The 25,931-nt window shown below is 40.7% G+C and carries 15 protein-coding genes; 8 read left to right on the forward strand and 7 right to left on the reverse strand.

The genetic code is table 11. The features are described from left to right. Positions 1 to 11 precede the first annotated feature (11 nt). From OQ267_RS11455 to OQ267_RS11480, 6 genes are all read left to right on the forward strand, one after another. On the forward strand, positions 12 to 1,160 hold the full coding sequence (locus tag OQ267_RS11455) for a FecR domain-containing protein (RefSeq protein WP_265836028.1): 1,149 nt from the start codon (positions 12 to 14) through the stop codon (positions 1,158 to 1,160). A gap of 441 nt (positions 1,161 to 1,601) precedes the next feature. Further along, positions 1,602 to 4,877 (forward strand): SusC/RagA family TonB-linked outer membrane protein, encoded by a 3,276-nt coding sequence (locus tag OQ267_RS11460; RefSeq protein WP_265836029.1) that lies wholly within the window; start codon positions 1,602 to 1,604, stop codon positions 4,875 to 4,877. A 10-nt stretch (positions 4,878 to 4,887) separates the two neighbouring features. Next, entirely contained in the window at positions 4,888 to 6,318 is a 1,431-nt protein-coding gene (locus OQ267_RS11465; RefSeq protein ID WP_265836030.1) for a RagB/SusD family nutrient uptake outer membrane protein, read from the forward strand. An 86-nt stretch (positions 6,319 to 6,404) separates the two neighbouring features. Further along, positions 6,405 to 7,340, forward strand: coding sequence for an ABC transporter ATP-binding protein (locus tag OQ267_RS11470; protein WP_265836031.1), 936 nt, complete (start codon positions 6,405 to 6,407; stop codon positions 7,338 to 7,340). Then, positions 7,337 to 9,625, forward strand: a complete 2,289-nt coding sequence (locus OQ267_RS11475) for a Gldg family protein (RefSeq protein ID WP_265836032.1) — start codon at positions 7,337 to 7,339, stop codon at positions 9,623 to 9,625. The genes OQ267_RS11470 and OQ267_RS11475 overlap by 4 nt, the downstream gene beginning before the upstream one ends. A 20-nt stretch (positions 9,626 to 9,645) precedes the next feature. Further along, a complete protein-coding gene (locus OQ267_RS11480; protein WP_265836033.1) occupies positions 9,646 to 10,893 on the forward strand; it encodes an amidohydrolase family protein in 1,248 nt (415 codons plus the stop codon). 113 nt (positions 10,894 to 11,006) lie between these two features. On the opposite strand, the gene OQ267_RS11485 is transcribed toward OQ267_RS11480, so the two are convergent. The 5 genes from OQ267_RS11485 to OQ267_RS11505 form a co-directional block, all read right to left on the reverse strand. Then, positions 11,007 to 13,337, reverse strand: a complete 2,331-nt coding sequence (locus OQ267_RS11485) for a hypothetical protein (RefSeq protein ID WP_265836034.1) — start codon at positions 13,335 to 13,337, stop codon at positions 11,007 to 11,009. A 181-nt stretch (positions 13,338 to 13,518) separates the two neighbouring features. Beyond that, the gene (locus OQ267_RS11490; protein WP_265836035.1) at positions 13,519 to 14,805 is read right to left on the reverse strand and encodes a TolC family protein; all 1,287 of its coding nucleotides are present in this window, start codon (positions 14,803 to 14,805) and stop codon (positions 13,519 to 13,521) included. 74 nt (positions 14,806 to 14,879) lie between these two features. Beyond that, entirely contained in the window at positions 14,880 to 17,972 is a 3,093-nt protein-coding gene (locus OQ267_RS11495) for an efflux RND transporter permease subunit (protein WP_265836036.1), read from the reverse strand. 87 nt (positions 17,973 to 18,059) lie between these two features. Further along, entirely contained in the window at positions 18,060 to 19,097 is a 1,038-nt protein-coding gene (locus tag OQ267_RS11500) for an efflux RND transporter periplasmic adaptor subunit (protein ID WP_265836037.1), read from the reverse strand. Between the two features lie 180 nt (positions 19,098 to 19,277). Continuing rightward, positions 19,278 to 20,162, reverse strand: a complete 885-nt coding sequence (locus tag OQ267_RS11505; protein WP_265836038.1) for a helix-turn-helix domain-containing protein — start codon at positions 20,160 to 20,162, stop codon at positions 19,278 to 19,280. Positions 20,163 to 20,646: 484 nt separating this feature from the next. On the opposite strand from OQ267_RS11505, the gene OQ267_RS11510 reads away from it, so the two are divergent. Further along, a complete protein-coding gene (locus OQ267_RS11510) occupies positions 20,647 to 21,639 on the forward strand; it encodes an alpha/beta hydrolase (RefSeq protein WP_132396701.1) in 993 nt (330 codons plus the stop codon). Positions 21,640 to 21,691: 52 nt separating this feature from the next. Here OQ267_RS11510 and OQ267_RS11515 read toward each other — a convergent pair whose 3' ends face one another. Continuing rightward, positions 21,692 to 22,594, reverse strand: a complete 903-nt coding sequence (locus OQ267_RS11515; RefSeq protein ID WP_265836039.1) for an AraC family transcriptional regulator — start codon at positions 22,592 to 22,594, stop codon at positions 21,692 to 21,694. 286 nt (positions 22,595 to 22,880) lie between these two features. Continuing rightward, the gene (locus tag OQ267_RS11520; protein WP_265836040.1) at positions 22,881 to 23,906 is read right to left on the reverse strand and encodes an MBL fold metallo-hydrolase; all 1,026 of its coding nucleotides are present in this window, start codon (positions 23,904 to 23,906) and stop codon (positions 22,881 to 22,883) included. Between the two features lie 347 nt (positions 23,907 to 24,253). Here OQ267_RS11520 and OQ267_RS11525 point away from each other — a divergent pair, with 347 nt between their 5' ends. After that, positions 24,254 to 25,864 (forward strand): GMC family oxidoreductase, encoded by a 1,611-nt coding sequence (locus tag OQ267_RS11525; RefSeq protein WP_265836041.1) that lies wholly within the window; start codon positions 24,254 to 24,256, stop codon positions 25,862 to 25,864. The last annotated feature ends 67 nt before the right edge of the window (positions 25,865 to 25,931 follow it).

Here is a 25,931-nt window from a genome sequence, read left to right on the forward strand (position 1 = left end):
CAGTGGTAATTATGTCCGGCAAAAATCAAAAAGAATTTCAGAAACTCGTACAGAAATATCTGGATGGTGAGGCCAGTACTGAAGAAAAAAATGCGCTGGATGATTATTACCTGCTATTTCGCGATGAACCTGACCAGACTAGTTTATTAAGCGACAAACAATTGTTCTTCCTGGAACAGCGTTTAGAGAACGGCCTGTTCGCACGAATCCATCAGCCCTCGAAAGTTTGGAGAATGTGGCCTCGTATCGCATCTGTCGCTGCGACTGTTGCTGTAATTGTATTTGGAGCAAGTTTGTTTGTGTATCATAAACAGCAAAATACAAACATCACAACGAACGCAACTGATATCACTCCCGGAAAAATCGCGGCTACACTTACACTCTCCAACGGCAAAAAGATTAGTCTAAGTGATGCGGCAAATGGGGAGATCGCAAAAGAGGCTGGCATTAGTGTAACCAAGACTGCAGACGGCCAGATAGTTTATGAAATCAAGGAAACTACTTCTGTTGAAAATAACATCAATACGTTGACCACTTCCAAAGGCGAAACCTATGTTTTAACCTTGCCCGATAAATCGAGGGTTTGGATGAATGCAGCCTCGAGTTTAACTTATTCCACCAGTCTAAATGAACATAAGCAGCGAAGAGTGAAACTTGATGGCGAGGCCTATTTTCAGATCGCGAAGGACAAAGCCCATCCTTTTATTGTTGAGAGTAAAGGTCAGGAGGTGGAAGTTTTGGGTACCCATTTCAATATCAACAGTTACGGTGATGATAAGATTGTCAGAACGACCCTTCTTGAGGGTAGTGTAAAGGTTGTGTTTCAAAAAGGAGAAAGAAATGAAAAAATCTTGAAACCAGGTCAACAGTCAATTCTATTGCCTGATAACCGCATAGCCGTCAAAGAGGTTGATGTGAACGAGGCTGTAGCATGGAGGGATGGTAAGTTTATTTTTGACAGAGAAGACATGGGCACGATCATGCGTAAGGTAGCCAGGTGGTATAATGTCGAGGTAATATTTGAGGACGATATACAAAACAAACAAATTACCGGAAGCGTATCCCGGTATGCAAATTTATCTGAACTCTTAAAAGTATTGGAGGCGACAGGCAGAGCACACTTTAAAACAGAGGGTAGGAAAGTAATCATTACGAAGTAGAATTGGCACAAGCAAAAAAACATAGAACTCATTACCAAATCAACATAAATCAACAAACCTAATCAATTAAAAAATGAAGAAATTTTACAGAAAAGTTCCCTAAACCTCATCCCTTCAAGAACAATTTAGTAGTAGTTGTCTCCAATGTAATAGAGGCACCGATAGCTATATAAAGCTGATCCCAATTCGCCGTCGGGACCAGCCAATGTTCAGGTTAACCTGGTTAACAATGTGAATTAGACAAACAAGTAAAACCCAAACAGTTCAAACTTAATAAAACTGCCCGAGAACCAAGCGAATATAAATGAAATAAATGTTCGTAAAAGGCATTTTTAAGGGGCTACTCGTTCCCTTTTGAGCTGTTTAAAAACAATGAAATTTATGATTTTTAAACAATTTGTATGTACGCCGCCTAGCTGCATCAAAAAATCACTCCTAGTTATGAAATTAACTATGATTATCCTGATAGCTGGATTTTTGCAAGTTTCACTGGGTGCCAGTGGACAACGTGTCACACTCAAAGAGCGTAACACAAGTATTGAGAAAATATTGAAAAAAATAACCGTCCAGACTGGATACGACATTATCTACAACAGTGAGATTTTTGATGCTGCTTCTCCATTAGATATCTCAGTTGAAAATGCCAGTCTTAAGGTTGTCATGGATCGCTGCCTTCGTGGGTTGCCACTTACCTATATAATTAGTAATAAAGATATTGTAATCAGAGAGAAAGAAAAGACAATCTTCGATGATTTGAAGCATTATTTTGGAGAAATTGATGTAATTGGTGTAGTGCTGAACGAAAATGGACTGCCCATGCCTGGTGTGGTCATCAAAGTCAAGGGCACAAATAAATTGGCGGTCACTGGCGAAAGTGGTCGGTATTACCTCCATACAGATGACGACCAAATTTTGATTTTTAGTTATTTGGGGTATAAAACGACCGAATTAAAGGCAAAAGCTCAGCTTGATGTCAATATGACACTGGATCCGGCGAAACTTGATGAAGTTTTGGTGATCGGCTATGGTACCACTACCAGGAGATTAAGCACTGGTGCTCAGGTTGGAATTACGGCAAAAGACATTGAAAAGCAGCCTGTCACCAACGCTTTGCAAGCAATGCAGGCAACATTGCCAGGCGTACAGGTGATCCAAACCAATGGCTTGCCTGGAGCGGGAATCAGCGTTCAGATTAGAGGTGTCAATTCTATTGGAAAAAATAACCGCCCTTTCTATATTATAGATGGTGTACCATTTCTTTCCGAACCGATTAACAACGCATCTTCGATAACTTCTGTATTACCCTCCGCGGAAGGAAACACTAGCCCATTAAATATCATTAACCCTTCAGATATAGAAAGCATTGAAGTACTTAAAGATGCCGATGCAACTGCGATTTACGGTTCTCGTGGAGCCAACGGGGTTGTGCTGATTACTACTAAAAAAGGCTCAGCCGGAAGAACAAAGTTTAGTGTCAATGCGTCTAGCGGGGCATCCGTTGTTGCTAATTTTGTCGATTTGTTAGGTACCGAAGAATACCTGGCCTTGCGTAAAAAGGGTTTCGCCAACCTGACAACCAGTTCCAACACACCTACTACTACCAATGCGCCGGACCTAACGGTATATGACCAGAATCTGAGTAAAAACTGGCAAAAGGAATTGATTGGCGGTACCGCCCGGACACATGATGTTTCAGCTAATGTATCAGGAGGAGACGCAAACACCAATTTCTACCTTAGTGGCGCTTATCATCAGGAAGGTAATGTTTATCCGGGAGACCAGGGGTATAAACGCGGAGGCGTAAATGTGAATTTAAACCACAGCTCTTCGAACAAGAAATTTAACCTGGGATTTTCTGCCCTGTACTCAACCGATAAAAATAACATTTCTACCTTAGATCTGTCAAAGTATTCTTATTCTCTGCCTCCAAATTTTTCGGTTTACAAGGCCAATGGCACACTAAACTGGGTAGGAGGTTCAAATCCATACGGTTATCTGCTTCAAACTAATGATAACCGTTCAAGCAATTTGCTGGGAAATCTGAACCTCAGATACACGATACTGGAGGGGCTGGATATCAAATCTGCTTTTGGTTACAGCAAAACAGATATGAACCAGGTTACTTTGAGACCACTAAAATCTTTAAGTACTGAATATTTTGCACCTGCATCAGGAACAGCAGCTTATTCCTACACCTATTCAAATAACTATATCGTAGAACCTCAGATCACTTATAATCATAAAGTATGGAAGGGTACATTAAATGCGCTTGTTGGCGGCACTTACCAATTTAAACAGTCTAAGCAGCCTTTCTATACACTCGCTTCCGGATTTAGTGATGATAATTTCATGAGAAATGTAAACCAAGCGACTTCCATTTCCACAAGTAATTCGTCTAAGGATTATAAATATGCTTCGTTGTTTGGGCGGTTAAATTACAATATAGAAGATAAATACATTGTTAACCTTAATTTTAGAAGAGATGGTTCCTCCCGTTTTGGCCCAAATAAAAGATTCGGAAATTTTGGTTCCGCTGGTGCGGCCTGGATTTTTTCTGAAGAGGATTTCATTAAAGATAAAATAAGCTGGTTTAGCTTTGGTAAGCTACGCGGGAGCTATGGGATTATTGGAAGTGACGAGATTGGAGACTATCAGTATTACGAAAGTTTTTCTTCCTATCCGTTTCTCTATAATGGCAACACAAGTTTGGTTCCTACCAGGATCGCTAATAATGATTTTCAATGGGAAAGCACTAAAAAATTCGATTTAGGAGTGGAACTTGGCTTCTTTCATGACCGGTTGTCTTTAAGCGCTTCTTATTACAACAACCGCTCGGGGAATCAGCTAATCGACTATCCTTTGAGTACGCAAGCAGGCTTTCCAAGTTATCAGAGTAACTTGCCTGCGACCGTTCAGAACTCAGGATTAGAGCTAAGCATAAACAGTACAAACGTTAAGATCAAAAACTTTTCCTGGACCTCGGCCTTCAACATCAGTAAAAACAACAACAAGTTATTGTCGTTTCCAAATATTGAGAAAACCTCTTATTACACTACTTATCTTGTCGGTAAACCACTCAACGGATACTATGTTTACCAGTTTACTGGCATAAATCCTGTGACCAATTTACCTGCTTTTACCGATTTTGACGGCATAGGTGGGACAGCCAATCCTACATTAGGATTTGCAGTTACCGGACGTGGAGACCAGTATTTTGCAGGCACTTCTTATCCCAGCTTTTTCGGTGGTTTAACGAACACGTTTACTTACAAAGGCTTAACCTTTGATTTTACTTTTCAGTTTGTTAAGCAAAAAGGCGCAACAACAGCAGCTCAGTTTAACAACCCTCCGGGATATGGGTTAAATTCTACTAAGAATTTAGTGGAGCAATATCTGGCTCTTGGCTCTCCCGATTACCTGGTTACAGCAGGCACTTTCAGTGTAAACGGTAGGGCGGCATATAATGCCTACCGTTCATGGTCTGCATCTGATGCCAATATCGTTGATGCCTCATTTATTCGAATGAAAAATGTGAATTTATCTTATTCGCTGCCTTCAAAATGGATTTCTAAAGTGCATGCACAGCAGATCAGGGTATTTACCCAAGCCCAAAATTTATTTACAATCACAAACTATAAAGGTTTAGATCCCGAATCCAAAGGTATCGGGACGCCGCCATTGCGTACAATAGTTGCAGGTTTACAGTTTACATTTTAAAATTTCAGTTATGTCAACAATAATAAAAAAAATATTTTTAGGAACTGCCGCATTCGTAACCGTGGCTTTATCGGCCTGTGAAAAGATGGTGGAAGTTGATCCGCCTATTAATGAAATCAAAAGTGAAGTTGCATTTTCCTCTGATAAACTGGCAGCCAATACGTTGTCAGGTATGTACACTGGTCTTGCTCAATCTTCAACCCAAACTATTAATCTATCGCTGTACAATTCTCTTTTTGCCGACGACTTAATTTACAATGGACTCAATGAATCTAGTAATGAGGCCTACAATAATAGCTACAACACGATTAGCCTGTTGCAAAACAACATTTTTTCTGACTGGTATTCAACGATCTACAAGGCGAACTCCATCATTGAGGGGCTGCAAAAATATAAGGGAACTTCCGACCTTGTTAAAAAGCAATTAACTGCTGAAGCCAAATTTTTCAGGGCGTACTGTTATTTCAACCTCGTGAACACTTTTGGTGAGGTGCCGTTAGTACTGACTACAGAGGTAAGTATATCCTCACTGCAACCCAAAGAAACGGTTGACAACATCTATAAGCAGATCATTATCGATTTAACGGCTGCCAAATCAGACCTCTTGATGGATTATTCAGCTTCATCAAATACAGGAAACGCTTCAAATAAAAGGTTAGGCGTAAATCATTACGTAGCCACAGCTTTGCTGGCCAGAACTTACCTGTTTACAGGCGATTATGACGCTGCTGAAAAGAATGCTTCTGAGGTGATTGCGGCAACCAATCTTTATTCGTTGATCCCATCGGCAAATATGGCGACTGGTGTATGGGTAAAAGATAATCTGGAAAGCATCTGGCAAATGTCTTCTCCAATCGCGCCTACGAATCAGTACACGGATGAGGCTGGCGCATTTTTACCTTTTTCCGGCACAGAGCCACAGTTTGATATCAGGAAAACATTCAGAGACCTTTTTATTTCAGCTGATCTTCGTGGACAGAAATGGATGGTAAGTTATGGATCGGGTACTTCTCTCAAAGTACTGCCTTATAAATATAAATATACTTCAAACGCAACGGCCGTTGCAGCAGGTGTTGCTGAATCTCAGACCGTTTTGCGTCTTGCGGAACAATACCTGATCAGGGCTGAAGCAAGGGCCCGTATAGGTGTTAACCTTTCTGGTGCCCGTGATGACATGAACATGATCCGTTCCCGGGCTAAAGCGACAGAAAGTACAACATCCGTTAGATCGGACTTGATCGACGAAATCCTTATGGAGAACCGTAAGGAGTTTTTTTGTGAGCAAGGATACCGTTGGTATAATTTAAAACGTACAGGACAGGCAGACTTGGTACTACCGACTTTGAAGTCTGCATACCGCCCCGCTGCAAAATTATTGCCCTTGCCCACCGTAGCCATTAACGCGAATCCTAATCTGAAACAGAACCCTGATTACAGATAAACAAAAATATAAATAACCTAAGTAGCACCAATCATTTTGACGGTGCTGCTTAGGTCATATTTTAAGTACTATATAATTTCAATTGAATGGATAATAAGATTGTAAAAATCACAAACCTTTCTCATCGCTATGGAACTGCATGGGCAATTCGTGACATCAACTTCGAGATCAATGAATTGGGTGTTCTCGGTTTGCTCGGTTCGAATGGAGCGGGAAAATCAACCACCATGAACATCATGTGTGGAGTGCTCAATCAAACAGAAGGAACTGTAGAGGTAGGCAGTTACATGATGCATAAAGACCCGATCTCCGCAAAAAAACTAATTGGCTTTCTTCCGCAAAATGCGCCCCTTTATATGGATCTCACCGTTAAGGAATACCTAACACAATGTGCCTTCTTGCGTTTGGTTGATAAAAAAATGGTAAATGCAGCAGTGGATAAAGCAATGGCTAAATGCGGTGTATCTCATTTTAAGAATCGTCTGATTTCCAACCTGTCTGGTGGCTACAAACAGAGGGTCGGAATTGCACAGGCGATCATCCATGAACCTAAATTGGTCGTACTCGATGAGCCAACAAATGGCCTGGACCCCAATCAGATCTACGAGGTACGCAAGTTGATTAAGGAAGTCGGAGAAGAAAAGGCCGTTATTTTCTCCTCTCATATCCTGTCAGAAATCCAGGCCACTTGTAATCAGGTTAAAATGATTGAAAGCGGAACCATGGTCTTTTCAGATACCATGGAAGCTTTTGACAACTATATAGAGCCAAATAGTCTCATTATGACCTTATTGAACCCTCCGGAATTGGTCATTCTTGAAAATCTGAGTGGCGTTAATTCAGTAGAAATGCTGAGGCCAGGAAAATTCAGAATCCGGTTTGATGCTGGACAGGAGATTAGCGAACGGCTCATTCAAACCAGCGCCGATCAGGGATGGCGTATGCGAGAAATTACGCTTGAAAAAAGCTCTCTGGATCAAATTTTTGCACAATTATCAAATAAACAAGCTTCCCGGAAATGAAAAATATATTAAGGATCGCACGCATTGAACTCAGTCAGTTGTTCTATTCGCCTGTGGCATGGATTGTATTGATCGTGTTTATTTTTCAGTCCGGATGGCAATACACTGCAACATTAGAACAGATGGAGCGGGCCCAACAGATGGGACAGCCAGCGGTTAACCTAACTAGATGGCTGTTTTCCGGATTTTCATGCCTTTTCCCCAATATGCAGGAGTACCTTTACTTGTATATCCCATTGCTTACGATGGGACTCATCAGCAGGGAAACCTATAGTGGATCCATTAAGCTGCTTTATTCTTCACCAATACGGGTACTCGACATCGTGGTGGGCAAATACCTGGCTATGATCACTTATTGCCTAATCCTTATGGCTGTGTTGTTGGGTATAGGTATGACTTCAGTATTTACAATTGACCATGTCGATTTTTGGTTTATTATCTCTGGTATTATCGGCCTATATATGCTGATCTGCGCATATTCAGCGATTGGACTATTCATGTCCAGTTTGACCAGTTACCAGGTTGTCGCCGCCATCAGTACCCTGGTTCTGCTTGCCGCATTGAATTTTATCGGTGGATTGTGGCAGGATATAAATTTCGTTCGTGACATCACTTATTTCCTTTCCATGGCAGGCAGGGCGCAGGAATCCATAGGTGGATTATTAGGGAGCAACGACATTTTTTATTTTCTGATCGTAATTGTGTTGTTTATCGGACTGACACTATTCAAGCTGGAGTTTGAACGAAGAACGATCTCTATGCCTGCGAAGATAGTTAGGTACCTGAGTTTTACACTTTTTATGTTGCTGTTGGGATACCTGAGCACAATGCCACGGTTTATTTTCTATAAAGACATGAGTGCGACAGAAAGTCGTACGCTGACTGCCGAGAGCCAGCAAGTCATCAAAAAGTTTAAAGGCCCAATTGAAATCACTACCTACCTGAATTTACTTGATGAAAATTACTTTTTCGGCTTGCCGAAATTCCAAAACAGCGACAAGAAGAATTTTGAAATGTATTCTCGATTTATGCCCGATATGCGTATGAAATATGTTTTCTATTGGGCACATTCAGATAATGAACTTCGATACAAGGAAAATCCAGGTTTGAATGACGAGCAAATCGCAAGAAAAATAGCGAAGGCAATGCAAGTGAACTTCGAAGATTTTTTGCGGCCTGAAGAGATTAACAAAGTGATTGACCTTAAAGCGGAGCGATATAGGTCTGTACGTACGGTTTCTTATCAGGGCAAAACAACGTTCCTGCGCGTCTATGACGATTTGTACAGACAACCGGGGGAGAAAGAAATTACCGCTGCTTTAAAAAGGCTGGTCGTAAGCCCACCAAAGGTAGGTTTCGTGAGCGGACATGGTGAAAGAAGCATCGGCCGTTCTGGAGATAAAGATTACAAAACTTCCACCACAGAAGTCAGTTTCCGGTATTCACTTATTAACCAAGGTTTCGATGTCAAAGAGGTTTCCCTAACGGACAGTATGATGGATAAGCGTGTTGACATCCTTGTGCTTGCTGATGCCTTAACCGCCTACAATAAAACTGAACTGGACAACCTCAAAGCTTATATAAAACAAGGTGGAAATCTGCTGATTGCCGCGGAACCCGGAAGCGGGCAGATAAACAATCCTTTGCTTGGTTTAGTGGGTGTATCATTAAAGGATGGAATACTCGTTCAAAAAAGTTTAAACTTTGAACCTTCTTTCGTTCTCAGTAATGTGATCAGTAAAAACTGGACGAGCTTTTTGAAAAACAGTGTATTTGAAAATAATGACAGTGCTTCGGTTACCACTCCAAGTGTGGCAGCATTGGAGGCCGTTTCTAACGATGGCTTCGAACTTTTTCCCGTGCTTGTAAGTCGGCCTTCAGACACCTGGCTTATTCCAGGACTTCCTGCTGATAAAACACAGACATTACCAGATCCTCGCAAAGATGGAGACAAAAATAGTTACCCGATTGGTTTTGCTCTGCGAAAAAAAGCCGAAAAAAAAGAGCAGCGTATTTTCGTAGTCGGAGACGCAGACTTTATGAGTAATGGAGAGGTGAGCAGACAGACACCAAAATCATTAAATTTTTCTTTTGTGACAGAACTCTTCAGATGGTTTAGCAATGACCAGTTTCCCATTGATACCACTCGTGAAATCCCGAAAGACAATAAATTGATAATCAATAATAGTCAGCTGAAATGGATTCGCTGGGGCCTTTTAGGCTTATTACCTGGAGTGATCGCGGCTTCGGTATCCTTGATGCTGATTTACAGAAAAAGAAGGTAGTAGAAATTAAAAAAATAGAGATGAAGAATTACACTATTTTAAGCGTACTTTTCTTATTGTGGTTGATTACAGGATTGTCTTTCGCTAAAGCAAAGGCTGTAAAGACTGCGGATTCGCTACTAATCTTAACAAACGCAAATGTAATGGATGTGAACCTTGGTCGCTTCATCAGTGGAAAAGACATTGTAATTTCTGGAGGGCGAATTATCGCATTGGCTCGAAGAGGTAAAAAATGGAAAGGTGCCAGGGTAATCGATTTTAAAGATAAGTTTATCGTTCCAGGCCTGATTGATGTACATTATCATGTTACTGCACCTTTTATGAACAATATAGAAAACACCTACAGTCATCTTGAATATTATCTAAAACACGGGGTCACTTCAATAAGGGATCCCGGAGGAGACGGCTTAGCACAACTCGAGGCTCAGACCAACATTCGGGAAGGGAAAAGAATTGGTGCAACTATTTACTTTGCCTCTTTTATGGCGGGAGACTGGTACTTTAACAGAAATATACACCTCAGGACTAAACCATATCACCCTTGGGAGCAACTGATCGTTCCAGGTACCAATCTCGACAGCGCAATGGCAGTAGCTAAGAATTTTGGTGCTACCGGTGTAAAATTATATCACTCTTTTGATCGTGCGTTTTTACCAAAAGTGGTTGCTGCAGCTAAAAGGCATGGTTTAAAAGTATGGGGACATTCGATGATGTATCCCGCGACACCCATCGATGTGGTTGGAGCAGGTGTAGAAGTGCTTTCGCATGTTTCTATGTTAGAAAACCTGACTACGGATACTTTATTCTTTAAGAACCAAACCCCGGCCTCGTATAAAGACAGTGTGATTGCCAACCTCGACATCAGTACTTTCTGTAAGATGATGAAAAAGAACAAGGCCATTTTGGATGCAACCCTGGTCGTTTCAGAAGAACGTGATCCATGGGTATTTTCACTATTGAAGAGAATACATCAGGAAGGCGTGGAAATTGCTGCAGGTACAGATAAAGTTGTAGGAATTACCCGGCCTTACCCTGTATTACTTGATGAACTAAATTTCTTTGTCACCAAATGCGGTTTTACAACCGCAGAGGCATTACGTGCTGCAACAGTGGTTGGCGCCAGAGTCATAGGCCGCGAAAAGAATCTCGGTAAGATAGAAAAAAATATGGATGCTGATCTACTGGTGTTGAAAGGAAACCCACTTAAGGACATTATGGAGTTAGCGAATATCGAAATGGTGATAAAATCAGGAAAGATGGTTAATTAAAGTTCTTTGCTGAGCGCAATTGGTGTCACAAAAAACTCCTCCTCTTGCAAAGTAGTGGAGGAGTTTTAAAGTTTCTTGATTGGGATAATATCAACTTAGGATAGTCGATTCTTTTAAATCCCCACCCGGATAGCCATTAAACCAAAAACATCTTTCAAGTCTTCCAGTTGCAAAACCTCCACATTTTCACGCAGGATGCCTTCATCTTGCAATATGCTTATAAGACGCAAATACTCCGTTTTCATATCGGTGTCCTGATATACAATAGCTATTTTACCGGGTTGATTCAACCTTTCGGTTTTTCCTTTAATGCATATCTTATCGATTCGCTTTTTAATTATTTCATAATTGATGTTATCTGCTCCTTCCACATCAAACCGCTTTTCATCATTACGGAAAGTAATGGTAATGGGCGTGCCGGGAGCAAAGATAAGTTGTGTAGTGGTTAGCGCAGATGTGGATAACAATGACATTTGAGTGGTATACTTTGCAATCAATGCCATATACCGAAGCTGCAAAGCCCGATACGCCCGGATTTTACCGTCATCTAATTTTAACCTTGGTGTAATGGATTGACCGATGTAAATATCACTTTCAATTCCGTCAGTTCTAAACGTCTTAACGTAGCTCGGATGTAGCTGCTGCAAATCATCGATCATCTTTTCCATAAATCCCATTATATCCACATTTAACTGCGCGATTTTTTGCTCTAAAACGCACCGGTTAGCGTGGCTTGCGCCATTCCCATTACCAACCTGTTCCAGATAAGCATTAGCATAAGCCAGATAATCCGGCTCTTCCACCGTCAGGGGCATGAAGAGCGGTTTCAAATAAAGGCGCAGAAAGTTTAAAATAGCTATTTCATCCTTTAATGTAACCGCATGCTGGCATTTGGATTTGAATTTAACACATATTGTTCTGACCATTTCAACAGGATACCCGGCACTAATCAACTTGTCTGATATTCTTATGGACTCGTCCAGCATGTTATGAATATCCTTCAATAGCGCATCATTGCGTTTCAGTGTAGAATCTTTGATGTCAATTGCGCCATAAATAGCAAAAACGCCATCAAATGCGATAGATTCAATGGCGGCACCGGCTTTAATTTCCTGCTCTTTTTGCAGGTAATTCCAGGCCGCAAGATGAAATTTCCACAGGACGGACGGTTGCAGAACAGTGAAGTGTCGCCGCACGACATCATTAATCTTATCTGAAAAGTGATCGGCACTGTTTTTCGTTAACTGGCTGAGTAGAGGTAATGCTACCGCTATTTTCGCCAGGATGTTTTCAAAGAATAGTACCTCTTTGAAAGCATATATTTCCAAGATGCCGACGACCTTTTGTTTGAAAAGTAATGGTAGACAAGCATAAACTTTGACTTTTTTTGATTCCAAAAGATCATGTATGGGAATTTCAAAATTGTTTCCGGCATTATTGGCTGAAGAAAAGTAATACGTAAGCGGATTTTCCTGGTAGCTGCTGAAGAGTGACTGGAGCATTATTTCGTCTTCAAATTGTTCGGCTAAATCCATCATGAAACTGTATATCTTCGGATTGATATCCACAATTGTCTCATTGTTTAATCTGGCCAAAGGTTTTAAGCTAAAATGAACTGCATTGTTGCCGGAGAGAACAGTTAAACTTTTAATCACCCGCTGGTAAATGTGCTCCTCGTTTTCATGGTTTACAAGTTCATTTCTGATTTGATCAATCGCGAAGGCATCAGTAATATTTTCCAGCGTAATTACGGCAAAGCCGGATAGCTTAAAAAAGTGCAATGGTAAAATCTTTTCCAGTATTGTTAATGGGTCTATACGGGCGGGGCCGGCATTGATGATACTATCCATCGTGACATCAGGCAACTCACCTGTAACCGCAACCTCTATAAATCGAGTATCAATATTTACCTTGTAATATTCTTCCAGCCCGGTTTCAGGGTTAGTATAGGTATAATGTCCTGGTTCGAGTATCTGAAAGGAAAAGTGATAACATTGGCTTAAAATCAGGCGGTAGATATAACTCTTATATTCATTTAACAAATTTAATTCCGGATCTATACCGCCAATGATTTTTGCCTTTGCCATACCATTTTTGAAAAGACCATTAAATGCGGACGTGCAATAATGTATTTTCCCCGGCAATGGCGAGGCTATCGCAAAAAAACAATTACGTTCACAGGCGAATAATGGGCTCAATGCCAGATAAATTAAATCAAATAAGGATTGGTCATCAGGGCCTGGCAGCAAGGATAAACTATCCCTGTTACCAGGTAAATATTCTTGCAGCGTTTTAATCAGTTCATCGATCATCCTCGTTCTGACCGGAGAAGTGCTGTTTATTTTTTTTAAATAGTTTTCGAGTGGCCTGAATGAAAAATCGCTCAGAATCAATCGGTCTATTGTTGGATTCGTATGAAAAGTAAACGCAGGGGTTCGCATCATTTAGTTGATTAAGATATTGTAAAGATGAACTGTCGTAATTAGAATTGGATTTCTTGGAAGATTACGGTCCACTTCAATCCATTTGACACAGCCATTTTTATAACCTGGTTTAGCCATGGGGCATGGGTGATGTTATAAATATACTTATCCTACTACCCATAGACCTATCAAAAGTCTTTTCTTACCGTGCTGATTCACCAATTGCTTTTTTAAGTATGGCTTCATTGATTCTGTATTCTATCCTGGCATCGATGGTTTCATTATAGGACTGTTGCCAAATCGCCTGTGCCTCAGACACATCCTTTCCAACTACTGTTCCTGCCTTAAACCTATCCTGAGTAATCCGCAGGTTTTCTGAAGCCTGGTTTAGGGATAAGTCAGATAGCTTTATTTTTTTTGAAGATTGGTTTAACTGGAGGTAGGCTGACTGTATTTCCAGGTTTACCATTTCCTGCGCTTCTTCGTACTGTTGTTGCTGTGAGGAAATCTTAAAGGCTTGCTCCTTAACCTTATTGCTCTTTCTACCCCAATCAAAAACTGGGATACTAATATTGGCTAAAGCATAATATGATCCCATAAAATTAGACCCATCTTTGATGTTGACGCCCTTACCGACAGAGGTAATACCACTAACAGATAACCCGAACGTTGGCCGCCTGTCGCCCTGAAGAATTTTTTTCTGGAATTCTTCAGCTTCAATCGCCTTTTTCATGATGATCAGCTCAGGTCTGCCAGCCACTGATGACAATACAGCCGGATTTTTAAGCTCCTCAAAATTTCCAGTTAATGAGTCCGCAATAATAAAATCAGATTGTCGGGAGAGCCCGATAACCTGTGCGAGACTTAACCTGGCCAAAAGCAGGCCGTCCTCTGTCTTTTGGATATTGAGGTTCGCCTCATTTAGGTTTACCTGAACCCGAAGCAGATCGTTTTTATAGATAAGGCCTGCGTCAAAAGCATTTTTTAGGTCTTTCTCCAGCGCTAGTAGCATATTCCGGTATTCATTGGCTACTTTAATCTTTTCCTTTACCTGAACGACCTGCCAATACGCTTTATCGACGTTTAGTTCAACCTCTGATGCGAGGAGTATCTTCTGTGTTTCACTGATTTCCACACCCTTGGCAGCTGCTGCCTTACCGTTCTGAAGTTTTCCCCCGGTATAAATGGGAATGGTTCCTGTTAAGGTAGTACTCCCAAAAAAATCAGGTATCGCCCCATTCAATGCGCCTCCAATGGGTTTGCCCAGATGAACGCCCATAGCAGAAGCGTCAATTGCGGGTTTTGCGCCGGCAATAACGGACTGTGACCGCGCTTTTGCGGCGTCGATGTCGAATTGAGCGGCTTTCATTCTTTTATTCTGTTCAATAGCAAGCTTTCTGCATTCCAAAAGTGAATACTTTTTATCCTGACTGTATGTTTGCTGTACTGCAAATAGCATAATTGCGGTAACTGCGATTCTAAGATTCATACGTATAATTTTAAGTAACCCTGATTAAGCTACTGGTCGTTAAAACTTTCCAATAAGGCAAAATCAGGTTTGTTTTATGGGTGTGTATGTGATGGCTTATATTGGATATCAGCTTCCGAATCTGACTGGTCATTAACGGGCAGCCCTGGTTTGATAAAGCGGTAGTAAAGCACGGGAACAACAAAAAGTGTAAGTATCATCGACACAATCAGACCAAAGGCCAACACGCTGCCCAGAGGTGCCCAAAGTGGCGATTTTCCTGCAATCATAGGAACCACACCAACAGCTGCAGCCGCCGATGTCAGGAATATTGGACGCATGCGTCGTTTTGCGGACGCCAGTGCGGCGGCTTTTATGGTATATCCGTGGTCTGTTACCAGTTCGTCGGCATAATCAACCAGGATAATCCCGTTTCTTACCACGATACCGATCAAACTGATGATTCCCATAAAGGCTGTCATTCCCATCGGGTTGCCCGTTACGTATAAACCGAGGAAAGCACCAAGTAAACTCAAAGGGAATGTTGCCAGGATAATAAGACTTTTTCCAAAGCTTTTGAACTGAAACAGCAGGGTGATAAATATGAGTACCAAACTCACGCCAAGCGCGGTCATCATTCCAGGTTGGTTCTCGCTACTTGATTCCGCATCTCCGCCATATTGTAAGGTTATGCCTTCTGGTAGCTTAAGCTTTTCAATTGCGGGCCTTACGCTTTTTAGGATCTCGGAAGCCCTGATGCCATTCTGCGCTTCTGAAAGTACGGTTAAAGTCCGTATACCATTGCGATGCGCGATTACACCGGTGTGCCAGGAAGGTTTCAGCTCCGCAACCTCTTTTAATGGTACTTTTGTTCCATAAATCGTACTCAGATGGATATTTCCTAACACGTTGAAATCTTTGCGGTTATTACTGTCAAGCCTGAGGAATATATCAACAGGTTTATTGCCTTCCCAAAGCTGTGAAACGGCAAAGCCTTTAAGGCCAGCACCAAGTGTTTGTGTAATGGCCTGGTTCTGAATACCCAATCGTGCGGCGACATCTTCTTTTATTTCCAGATTTGCTGCCAGGTAGTCATCTTCATAATCGCGATGTACCCAGTTGGTTCCTTTTGCCTGCTTAAGAATATTTTCTATCTGCGTTGCGATGCGTTTCTGATCGTTCAGATCGGTGCCAATTACACGAATCGCAATTGGTGATCCCTCCTGAAAACTGAGCTGTCTGAAGCGGATATAACCATCCTTAACAAATCCTTCAAATTTTTTGCGGTATTCATGCACGATTTCATCTGTAGCCTTCGCGCTTTCGGTAGTGATAAAAATCTGCGCAAAATTTCTGCGTGGAATTTCAGGGGCATAGGAACTCTGGAAGCGTGGAGAACTTGTACCCACAAAACTCGCCGTACTCACAACGCGCTTATCCTTGGTGAGGATGGCTTCTATCCCGCGAACGGTTTTTTCTGTTTCCCTGAGAGCGGTACCATTTGGCATCCAAACTTCGATGTTGAACTGGTTGCGTTCGCTGGTAGGAAAAAACTCCTGGCTTACCTGTCCCGCGGTTACAAAGGAAAGTAACACCGCAACCACCGCTGCCGCCATTGTAGATTTCGGCCAGCGAAAGCAGAACTCTGCGCCGGCATTAAATATGTTCTGCAATCTATCCAATAGTGATATTTTGGGAGGCCTGTCGCTTACCTGGTGTTTAAGTCCTTTCTTGATAAAAACATACGACATATAGGGCGTAAGCAGTAACGCCACCAGCATAGACGTGATGAGCGCTATCGCTACGGTAATGGGTAAAGAGGCCATGAAGTCTTTGCTAGTGCCATTCATGAAAATGGCCAAAGGCGCGAAAGCGAAAATAATGGCCAGCGTAGCCGTAAAAATGGGTACGCTTAATTGTTTTGCGGCTTGCCATGCGGCGGTCCAGGGGGTAATGCCTTCATCCAGTTTTTCTACATAGTTGTCTACCACTACTATGGCATTATCCACAACCATCCCCAAAACGATGATCAATGCGGCGAGAGATACCTGATGAAGTTCAATGCCCACGATGTACATGATCCCAAAGGTGATCAGGATAGCAATTGGAGCGGCAATAGAGGAAACCGCCGCGACCCTGATTGGCAAAAGTAACATGACAACGATGATTACCGAAAGGATAGCCAGGCCAAACTCGACCATAAAATGACTAATACTTTCATCAACAACTTTGGGCTGATTAACTATTGTTTCAAATTTAACATCGCCCGGCAGTGTCCTTTTAAACTGAGCTAATTTTTCGTCTACCTTTTTTCCAAACGCGACAATGTTATTGCCCGGCTGCATTTCCGTTGTAATGAGCATTACTTTATTGTTCCCTATTCTGATAAAGGATGATTCCTCTTCATACCGACGTTTTATTTCGGCGATATCTTTAAGCCTTACAACAGTTCCCTGCGGCGTTGTATAAATAATCTGATTTGCGATATCCGCTTCAGTTTTATATTGGCTGTTGGTGAAAATGGGAATCGTATTAGCATTTATAGTCATTTCTCCTGAATAGCCGGTTACGTTCTGACTTTGGAGCGTTCTTACAATTGTTGACAGATCGAACCCATACTGATTCAGTTTTTTGTCATCTACCGTAACATAAATCTGCTGCTTCTGTCCGCCTGAGCGGTTGATTTTGGAAACTTCGGGAATCGTTTTCAATACATCCTCCATCTGGTCTACGTAAGCTTCCAGTTCGGCATAACTTCTTGATTCGGAGGAGATGGCAATGATTTGCGCAGTCACATCTCCGAAGTTGCTGTTTACAACGGGTCCCATTACAGAAGAGGGAATATTGGCATGCAGAACGGTATTTAGTCCATGCTGCAGGGTTGCCCAGAATTTTTTACGGTCTTTTACATTGGCATTCAGCTGTACGGTTACAAAAACACTCCCGTCTTTGGTTTGCGATTTTGTTTTTGCCTTATCTACTTCCTCGAAAGAAAAAAGATATTGTTCGAGTTTATCGGTAACCTGCTTCTCCATCTGCATCTCGTTGGCCCCGGGGTAAAACGCATAAACCATGGCTACCGGCGGGTCGATTTTAGGGTCCTCGGAACGTGGCATATTCAGCAGTGAATAGAGTCCGAGCAGCAGCAACATTCCAGTGATAACAAAAGTCACCTGTTTATATTTCATAGCAGCTTCTATGAAATTTATATTTCGTTTTTTCATTAAGAATAAGATTGATAGTATTGTGTGTATTTACCAGACAATAAGCGTGGACTAAAAAGATACTGAGGCACCTTCTTTTAAGTTAGATTGCCCGGCAACAATCAGATTATTACCTGATTTAAGTCCATCGGTAATGATCACTTCATTACTTCCGCTAAGGTTTCCGGTAGTTACCCTCTTTCTTACGGCCTTTTTGTTTTCTGAAGCAATAAATACATAGGTGATGTCATCGGCATCACGGACGATGGCCGAAGTGGGTACAATAACCGCATTTATTTTTTCCCCGGTGTTGATGTTCACATTAGTAATCATTCCCGGTAATAAAATACCACTGGGATTATCTAACCTGATTTTAACGATATAGGTTTTAGAAACAGCGTCTGCCTGGGGATTAACGATAGAGATTACACCATTAAAACTCTTTGATAGTGTAGGAACTTGTACAGTGACCTTAAGCGATTTTTTCATTTCCCCGACTTCACTTTCCGGAACCGATATACGCGCATAAACCTGGTCTGTCTTAATAATGGTAAAAGCGACAATACCTGGTGCCGCGGTACTTCCCCTTTCTACCGACCTGGAACTGACTATACCCGAAATTGGCGCATACAACCTGCTATCCGATACTCTTTTGGAATTGATATTTTTGCTGGCTTTAGCCTGGGCCAGTTTGGTCTTTATGTCTATAAAATCCTTTTCCGGCAAACTCCCTTTTTTGTATAATCCTTCCAACCGGTTAAACATGTCCTGAGCCTGTTCCAGCGCAGCGTTTGCGATGGCTACCGAATTGGTATATTCAGTAGCGTCGATGGTTGCCAGTAACTGGCCTTTGTTAACATGTTGCCCTTCCTGAACGGTTATATTGCTCACCACACCTGGTACCGCAAAAGCTATTTGTGCGGTATTGTCTGGGTCTATCGTTCCCGAATAGGAGAGTTTTTTGGTTTCCGCCGCGTTTGAAATCATTTTAACTTCAACGGGAACAGGGACTTCTTCCTGTGATTTATCTGTTTTTTTATTTCCGCAAGCGGCAAATGTTACAGTTGTAACAATTGCGAGTGCCAATTGGTAAAGGTTGTTCCTAAACATTGTATTTTTAGCTGTTATTTGCATCGCTTTAAATTTGTCTGCAAATATGCTATCGATACTTAAAACCTAACAGGTTTGAATGTTAGGGAAATTGGTCAAAAACTCTTATTTTCGATATCCGCTTATTAAGATGTATTGATTATAAAATTATAAAAATCTCTTACCTATCAAAAAATAGATCTAAAATGGTTGACTATGAGGTATTTTGGACTTCGATCGATAGGAAGATGGGGAAAGCCCGGTATGTCGCTTGAAAAATTTACCGAAGAAAGATTGGTCACTAAAGCCCAAACTGAATGTTACCATCGAAACGTTTTGTTGCGGAGATTCTAACAGAATTTTGGCTTCACGTATAACGTACTCATCTATGATTTCCCCTGCAGTTTTATTGGTAACCTCTTTAGTCACCTGTGATAAATATCTTGGGGTAATAAACAACAGGTTGGCATAAAAGGTAACACTCCTCTGCCTGGTGAAATGGGTCATCAGTAGTTTTAAAAAATCAGAGACAATTACTTCCCGTCGTGTAAAATTAGTATTTTGACTTATCTGATTGTATTTGCCGAAAATAATTCCAAAATCAGAAAATATAGTTAAAATAAGGTATTTGATCGGATCCCATGGATCAGAACGATCTCCCAGGGATATTGTCTTTTTCCTTAGCAACGACATTTCAGCATGAAGATCAGCTGCTTCATTTTCGGTTAATTCATAGTGTAATTGGGTCGTAGAATTGAATAACTTGAAAATATCATCTGTGCTTAATGAAATCGCCAGTTGCTCCAAAAAAGGCAATGTAAAGGCCAGGCAATGAAAGGAGAAATCTTCGGAAATATGCTCAATCAGATTAAGCGAGTTGTGTAGGATAATGCAAGCCTGACCCTTTTTTACGCTTAAAGGTATTAAGTTGTGCTGAAAAACGAATTCACCTTTAGTACATACAATCAATGCAAAATGGTTGGAACGGAATGCTTTTTGAATTGGAAGCTTTTCAACATCATCTTCGGTCAGTACATAAAAGTTTTCCTTGAATGCAGACAAATAGTCTTGACGAGTGTTTTCCATTTTTATTCCGGGGATATATTTTTTCGAAAATTACTTTTTTTTAAGGCTAAATTTTCTGAATGCTTTAAATTATTGAAGCTAAATGTAGCGATATTTTTTTCGATTGAAGAGGTCATTATTGTTGATAATCCATACTTTAACAACTCTATCCATGTATTCATTTGAAACGCCCATTATCTAAATAGGTTCCTGCCCAATGGAGATAATTCATAGCAAAATTGTAAATCCTTCTTTTCTCTCTTTCTGGGAATTTTATTTAGCCCAACCGTTTTTACTCCCCGAGCGTATTGTTGATTTGAGTTGAAATGTTAAAATTATACCATTTATCGAGGGCAATGACATACTTATAGTCTATACCCCTTTAAGTTCAGTATGCTAATCTAATTGATCTGAAATAAGTGTTTTAGACCAATCTTACGGTAGTAAAGACCTTTTTAAAACTTCGGCATGATTTAATTTTACAGCTTATTAAACAATTACAATTATGGAAAATATTCAGCACTTCACTACTGAAAATGGCATTACTTCAAAAGAAGCCTCTCAAGATGAGATATCACCAGACTCTCCGCATACTCCCTTAAATGTTCATTTTAGGAGTGGTAATCTAACGCTAGCCGGACATTTGTATATTCCCCGGAATTATAAGACAAATGAGAAAAGAGCGGCCATACTAGTTGTTGCTCCTGGAGGGGGTGTTAAAGAACAGACCTCTGGTAGATATGCGATGGAACTCTGTAAAAAAGGTTTCGTAACCATGTCTTTCGACCATCGTTCATACGGAGAAAGTGAGGGTTTTCCCCGGTTTGATGAAGATCCTTATAATAAAATAGAAGACATCAAGAACGCAGTTAGCTACTTAACTAATCGATTAGAAGTTAACTTAAATGCAATAGGACTGATCGGAATATGTGGGGGTGGTGGATATGGCCCTGCCGCCGCAGCAGCTGACAGGAGAATAAAAGCGGTCGCTACAGTCAGCGGAATGCCGGATCCCAAGGGAGCTATCTTAGAACAGTTCGGCACTGAGGGTCTGGTAGCAGCTTTTGAAGCTTCGTCAAAAGCAAGACAGGCGTTTTCACAAGGGGCTGAGCCTTTATATTATCCATTGATTCCACCAGCAGGCGCACCTAACGTGATGGAATTATTAAAACAGGCTCCGGATTACTATTTTGACAGTGCACGGGGCGCAAATCCTAATTGGGATAACAAAACCCTTGCGTGGTCATTCGAAAAGCTCGCCTCGTTCTCTGCGCTAGACAGCATTAAATTAATTTCTCCCAATCCGGTCCTTTTTATAGCCGGAAGTAAAGCGGCGAGCAGAAAAGCCAATGAGCTTGCATATCAAACAGCTAATGAACCCAAGGAATTGTTTATCATAGAAGGTTCAACACACCTGGACCTATACGATATAGATTGTTATGTTGAGCCAGCTGTTGATAAATTAACCTTTTTCTTCAACGAAAACTTGAATGGTTAATTGATGATGTTCCTGATGATATTTTCATCAGGAGCATCTTTTTTATCATTGATCAATGTGCGTTCCGCTGTTTTTTGGGGGACAGGCCAGTATGGCGTTTAAAAAATTTCCCAAAAAAAGATTGGTTGCTAAAATTCAGCCTGTCAGAGATTTCAGAGATACTGAGCTTACTATTGTTCAACAGCAATACCGCTTCTTGAATAACATAGAGGTCAATGATATCACCAGCTGTTTTTCCGGAAATCTCCCTTACGGTTTCACTCAAATATTTTGGGGTTATATTCAGCTTATTAGCATAATTTTTTACCTTTCGGTCATCGACAAAATGTTTCTGCACCAGCTCAGTGAAATCCCTGACGAGATTCTCTTTTCTGGAGATAGCGGGATTGATAAGAGCCATATATTTTCTACTCAGTCCAGCTAATTCGTACAAGAAAGTATGAAAAGTGCTGTAAAGTAATTGTTTACCGAAAGGATGTTCTTCTAAAGTCTCTTTGCGTCGTGAAAGTTGTTTAATAAATCCGAGGATGCTCCTAGCTTCTGAGCGCTTTAGATCCCATATCGGAGAAAATTGCGTCGAAAAGTAGTTAATTAAATCCGAGGCACTGCCAAACATACCTGATTTCGCGAAGAAATTAGTTGTAAATACCACTGCTGAATATTGTGCGGAATCATTAGAAAAGTTGTTTCGCCTCAAATCATTTGGGGTAAATATGGCAAGGCTATTTTCTGCTACACAATACTCCTTGAGATTAATTTCGACAATAACTTTTCCCTTTGTAACTAAAAATACGACAAAGAAATCTGACTTATAATGTTTGGTAAACAGATCATGTCTATAATTGATTTGATCAATTTTGGTCTCAAACTCTAGTGCGCCATCAGGTAAGTTGAGAAAGTCAACAGCGTTAAAATCCGATATTTTATAGACCGGGGTAAATTTATCTTTTGCCATTTCAACTTTGTGACGCCACTAATAGTTATGTGCTATAATAAGCAAATAAGCGGAAAACCAAAAATTTATCTCACCTCGTAAAACAACCCACTTAGAAGAGGTGGCATCCTGTTAACTCCTCATCAATTGGCTAATTTAAAAAGCGTTCCAAAACAAATCAATACGCAACTTGAACAGTTTTAATCCAATTATACCTCAACGTTCAAAAGTTAACTTAATGACGTTTTTTTCCTGAGGCTTAGTCAGTTAAATTTTGCATAATGGTAACATTAGTAATGAACATATATTAATCAAAATCCCACCAGATCTTATCTTTAGGCTCACTTCCAATTGTATATGGTTCTCCAATCATCGGTGATGTCAATTGGATTTTATTGATTTTTGCTTCTTGCCAAATCTTTTTTATTGGCTCGTTCCATGGATGATAGGCGAGACAAAATTTCCCCCAGTGAATTGGAAACAACATACTGGCTTTTAAATCTTTAGCTGCCATTATGCATTCGTGGGGAAGCAAGTGTACATGATGCCACATGAGATTATATTGCCCGTTTTCCAGAATAGCCAAATCAAATGGTCCATATTTTTCTCCAATTTCAGAAAAATGAGGGCCATAACCACTGTCTCCTCCCAAAAAAATTTTGTTTCCATCCAACTCTAAAACATATGAAGTCCATAATGTTTTACAAGTCGCCAAACCCCTTCCGGATGAATGCATCGCGGTAGTAGCAATTAAAGTTACAGAACTGTCTGATGATACAAATTTTTCCTCCCAGTCCAATTCTATAATTTTGGAAGTTTCCCAACCCCAATATTCAAGATGTGAACCCAGTCCCAACGGTGTTATAACCTGTTTTACCAAATCTTTCAGCTTCACCATTGTTTCATAATCAAGATGATCATAATGATCATGTGAAATGACAAGATAGTCTATCAAAGGCAGATCTCTAACCTGATAGTTATTGGAACCTTTGAAGGCTTTAGCATAGAATGAAAATGGAGAGGAATAGCCACAAAATACCGGATCTACGAGAACGCTTATATTCTTGTGTTTAATTAAATAAGATGAATGACCAAACCAGACTACCGTGGGCTTATCGCAAGTCATAGTCTTAAGATTCGTTTTTAGGGATGGCACCAAGCCGTTTGGAATGATATTTTTCGGCCTGTTAAAATACCCTTTTATGATTTCTAATGTCGAAACATTTATCAAGGGTTCATCTAATTGGTTTTGAAACCTATCTATTTTATAAGAACTTTTATCAGCAAAAAATGCCTGCCTCGCTTTGGATGGATTCTTACCGAAAATCTTCATAACCTGAATTCGATTAATAAATGGGATAAAGTTAGTCAATCAAAAGAAAAAGTCCTGCATTCAAGCAAGCTTCAATTTCAACACTTAGAATTATTTCTTTATGGTTGGTTACGCTAAACTTAATTATATTTTGTCTTTTGAATGATTTCTAAAAAATATTTTATCAAAACGATGGAACATTTTCCTTCAGGTCAACCGCGCTACAATTTACATTATGAACATCAATAGCTGTTTTTGGTGGGTAACGCATCTGTTTTAGACCAATTTTGCCATCAAAACGACCTTTCCTATCTAATATATAACTCCCAGTTTTGTATAAAAAGGTGATTATTAATATATCTAATAATATGGATCAAAAATATGATTATATAGTCTTGGGAGCTGGCTCTGCAGGCTGTGTCTTAGCAAACCGACTATCAGCGGATAAAAACAACAGGGTACTTCTGGTTGAAGCGGGACCCGAAGATAATTCGATGTTCATTAAAATACCCATGGGTTTTGGTGTTCTTATAGGTAGTGAAAAATATGCCTGGCATTATCGTACAAAAACTTTTGGTAAAGCTAACATTTATGAAGAATGGGCACGAGGTAAGACGCTCGGCGGTTCGAGCGCGATTAATGGAATGGTTTACAACAGAGGAACGCAGCCGGACTGGGATGCACTTGCCATAGCGGGAGGTGCAGATGACTTTGCCTGGAAACATATAGTTGAACATTATAAGAAAATAGAAGACAATCGTCTCGGAGAGTCCCCTACCCGCGGAGTAGGTGGCCCTTTGGGTGTAGGTCCGCTCTCGGATCCTGACCCATTAATGGAAGCTGTAATTGAGGCAGGAACAAAAGTTGGACTAAAGAGGCTTGTGGATGTTAATGAATCTGATGAAGAGCGAATCGGGCATACGATTTGCAACATCAAAAACGGTCAACGGGTTAGCGCGGCCCATGCTTTTTTAGAACCGATACAAAATAGAGAAAATCTGACTATTGTTACTGAAACACTGGCAGAAAAATTAATTTTCAAGGGCAGCAGGGTGATTGGTGTACAGGTAACTAGCAAAGGAAAAACGGAAATAATATTTGCCGAAAAAGAGGTTATACTTTCATTAGGGGGTATAAAATCGCCTAAAATACTGATGAACTCCGGCATAGGTCCGTCAGAGGTATTGAAGAAAGCCGGTGTAGAGGTAAGACTCGATCAGCAGCATATCGGCCGACATTTGGTAGAACACAGAAACCTTATTTTAAAATATAGGCTCAAGGAGAATATTGGAATGAACAGGCATATCAATAATCCATTGGCCCAGGCCATTTCGGGACTTAAATATTTCATCTCGGGAAGACAGGGTATTATGGCGAAGCCATCCTATCAGGTAATGGGTTTCTGTAAATCAACCCCGGAAAAGGGGCGTGTAGATGCGCAGATGCTATTGTCGCCTTTTACAGTGAACGAATATGCTCCAGGTCAATCACCAACAATAGAAAAATGGGGAGGCGTACAATCAATAGGTTATCCTTTGCGCCCCACTTCAGAAGGATATCTGGAAATCACAGGAAAAGACGTTCATTCTGATTTATATATTGATCCTAACTACTGTGCAACCGGGCATGACAAAGACATTCTTATCAATCTCTATTCGAGACTTCGAAACTTGTTCGCTTCAAATCCGATTGCCGAATATCTTGATCATGAAACTCTTCCAGGAGTAGATATGGTTTCTCCCGAGGACCTTATCAATCTGGTTGTTGACAAAGGTTTCTCTGGATACCATGCGATTTCTACATGTAAAATGGGGCCTAATGATCACGATCCAGTGGATGGAAAACTTCGGTTGAGAGGCTTTGAAGGAATCAGGATCATGGATTGCTCAATACTTCCAAGTATGGTATCAGGCAACGGAAACGGTCCGATGATGGCAATGGCTTCCAGAGCAGCAGAGATTATTTTACATGATAAATAATATATAATCAGTCTATTATCCATTTATAAACGTCCTTTCATTTGAGATATCAAAGTCTGACAAATGA

The organism is Pedobacter sp. MR22-3, from assembly GCF_026240075.1.
In the GTDB taxonomy this organism is placed as follows: Bacteria; Bacteroidota; Bacteroidia; order Sphingobacteriales; family Sphingobacteriaceae; genus Pedobacter.

Bases quoted from the DNA above. Each gene is read 5' to 3' on its own strand.
- OQ267_RS11455 (WP_265836028.1), top strand. From the start codon at position 12: ATGTCCGGCAAAAATCAAAAAGAATTTCAGAAACTCGTACAGAAATAT.
- OQ267_RS11460 (WP_265836029.1), top strand. From the start codon at position 1,602: ATGAAATTAACTATGATTATCCTGATAGCTGGATTTTTGCAAGTTTCA.
- OQ267_RS11465 (WP_265836030.1), top strand. From the start codon at position 4,888: ATGTCAACAATAATAAAAAAAATATTTTTAGGAACTGCCGCATTCGTA.
- OQ267_RS11470 (WP_265836031.1), top strand. From the start codon at position 6,405: ATGGATAATAAGATTGTAAAAATCACAAACCTTTCTCATCGCTATGGA.
- OQ267_RS11475 (WP_265836032.1), top strand. From the start codon at position 7,337: ATGAAAAATATATTAAGGATCGCACGCATTGAACTCAGTCAGTTGTTC.
- OQ267_RS11480 (WP_265836033.1), top strand. From the start codon at position 9,646: ATGAAGAATTACACTATTTTAAGCGTACTTTTCTTATTGTGGTTGATT.
- OQ267_RS11485 (WP_265836034.1), bottom strand. From the start codon at position 13,337: ATGATGCGAACCCCTGCGTTTACTTTTCATACGAATCCAACAATAGAC.
- OQ267_RS11490 (WP_265836035.1), bottom strand. From the start codon at position 14,805: ATGAATCTTAGAATCGCAGTTACCGCAATTATGCTATTTGCAGTACAG.
- OQ267_RS11495 (WP_265836036.1), bottom strand. From the start codon at position 17,972: ATGAAATATAAACAGGTGACTTTTGTTATCACTGGAATGTTGCTGCTG.
- OQ267_RS11500 (WP_265836037.1), bottom strand. From the start codon at position 19,097: ATGTTTAGGAACAACCTTTACCAATTGGCACTCGCAATTGTTACAACT.
- OQ267_RS11505 (WP_265836038.1), bottom strand. From the start codon at position 20,162: ATGGAAAACACTCGTCAAGACTATTTGTCTGCATTCAAGGAAAACTTT.
- OQ267_RS11510 (WP_132396701.1), top strand. From the start codon at position 20,647: ATGGAAAATATTCAGCACTTCACTACTGAAAATGGCATTACTTCAAAA.
- OQ267_RS11515 (WP_265836039.1), bottom strand. From the start codon at position 22,594: ATGGCAAAAGATAAATTTACCCCGGTCTATAAAATATCGGATTTTAAC.
- OQ267_RS11520 (WP_265836040.1), bottom strand. From the start codon at position 23,906: ATGAAGATTTTCGGTAAGAATCCATCCAAAGCGAGGCAGGCATTTTTT.
- OQ267_RS11525 (WP_265836041.1), top strand. From the start codon at position 24,254: ATGGATCAAAAATATGATTATATAGTCTTGGGAGCTGGCTCTGCAGGC.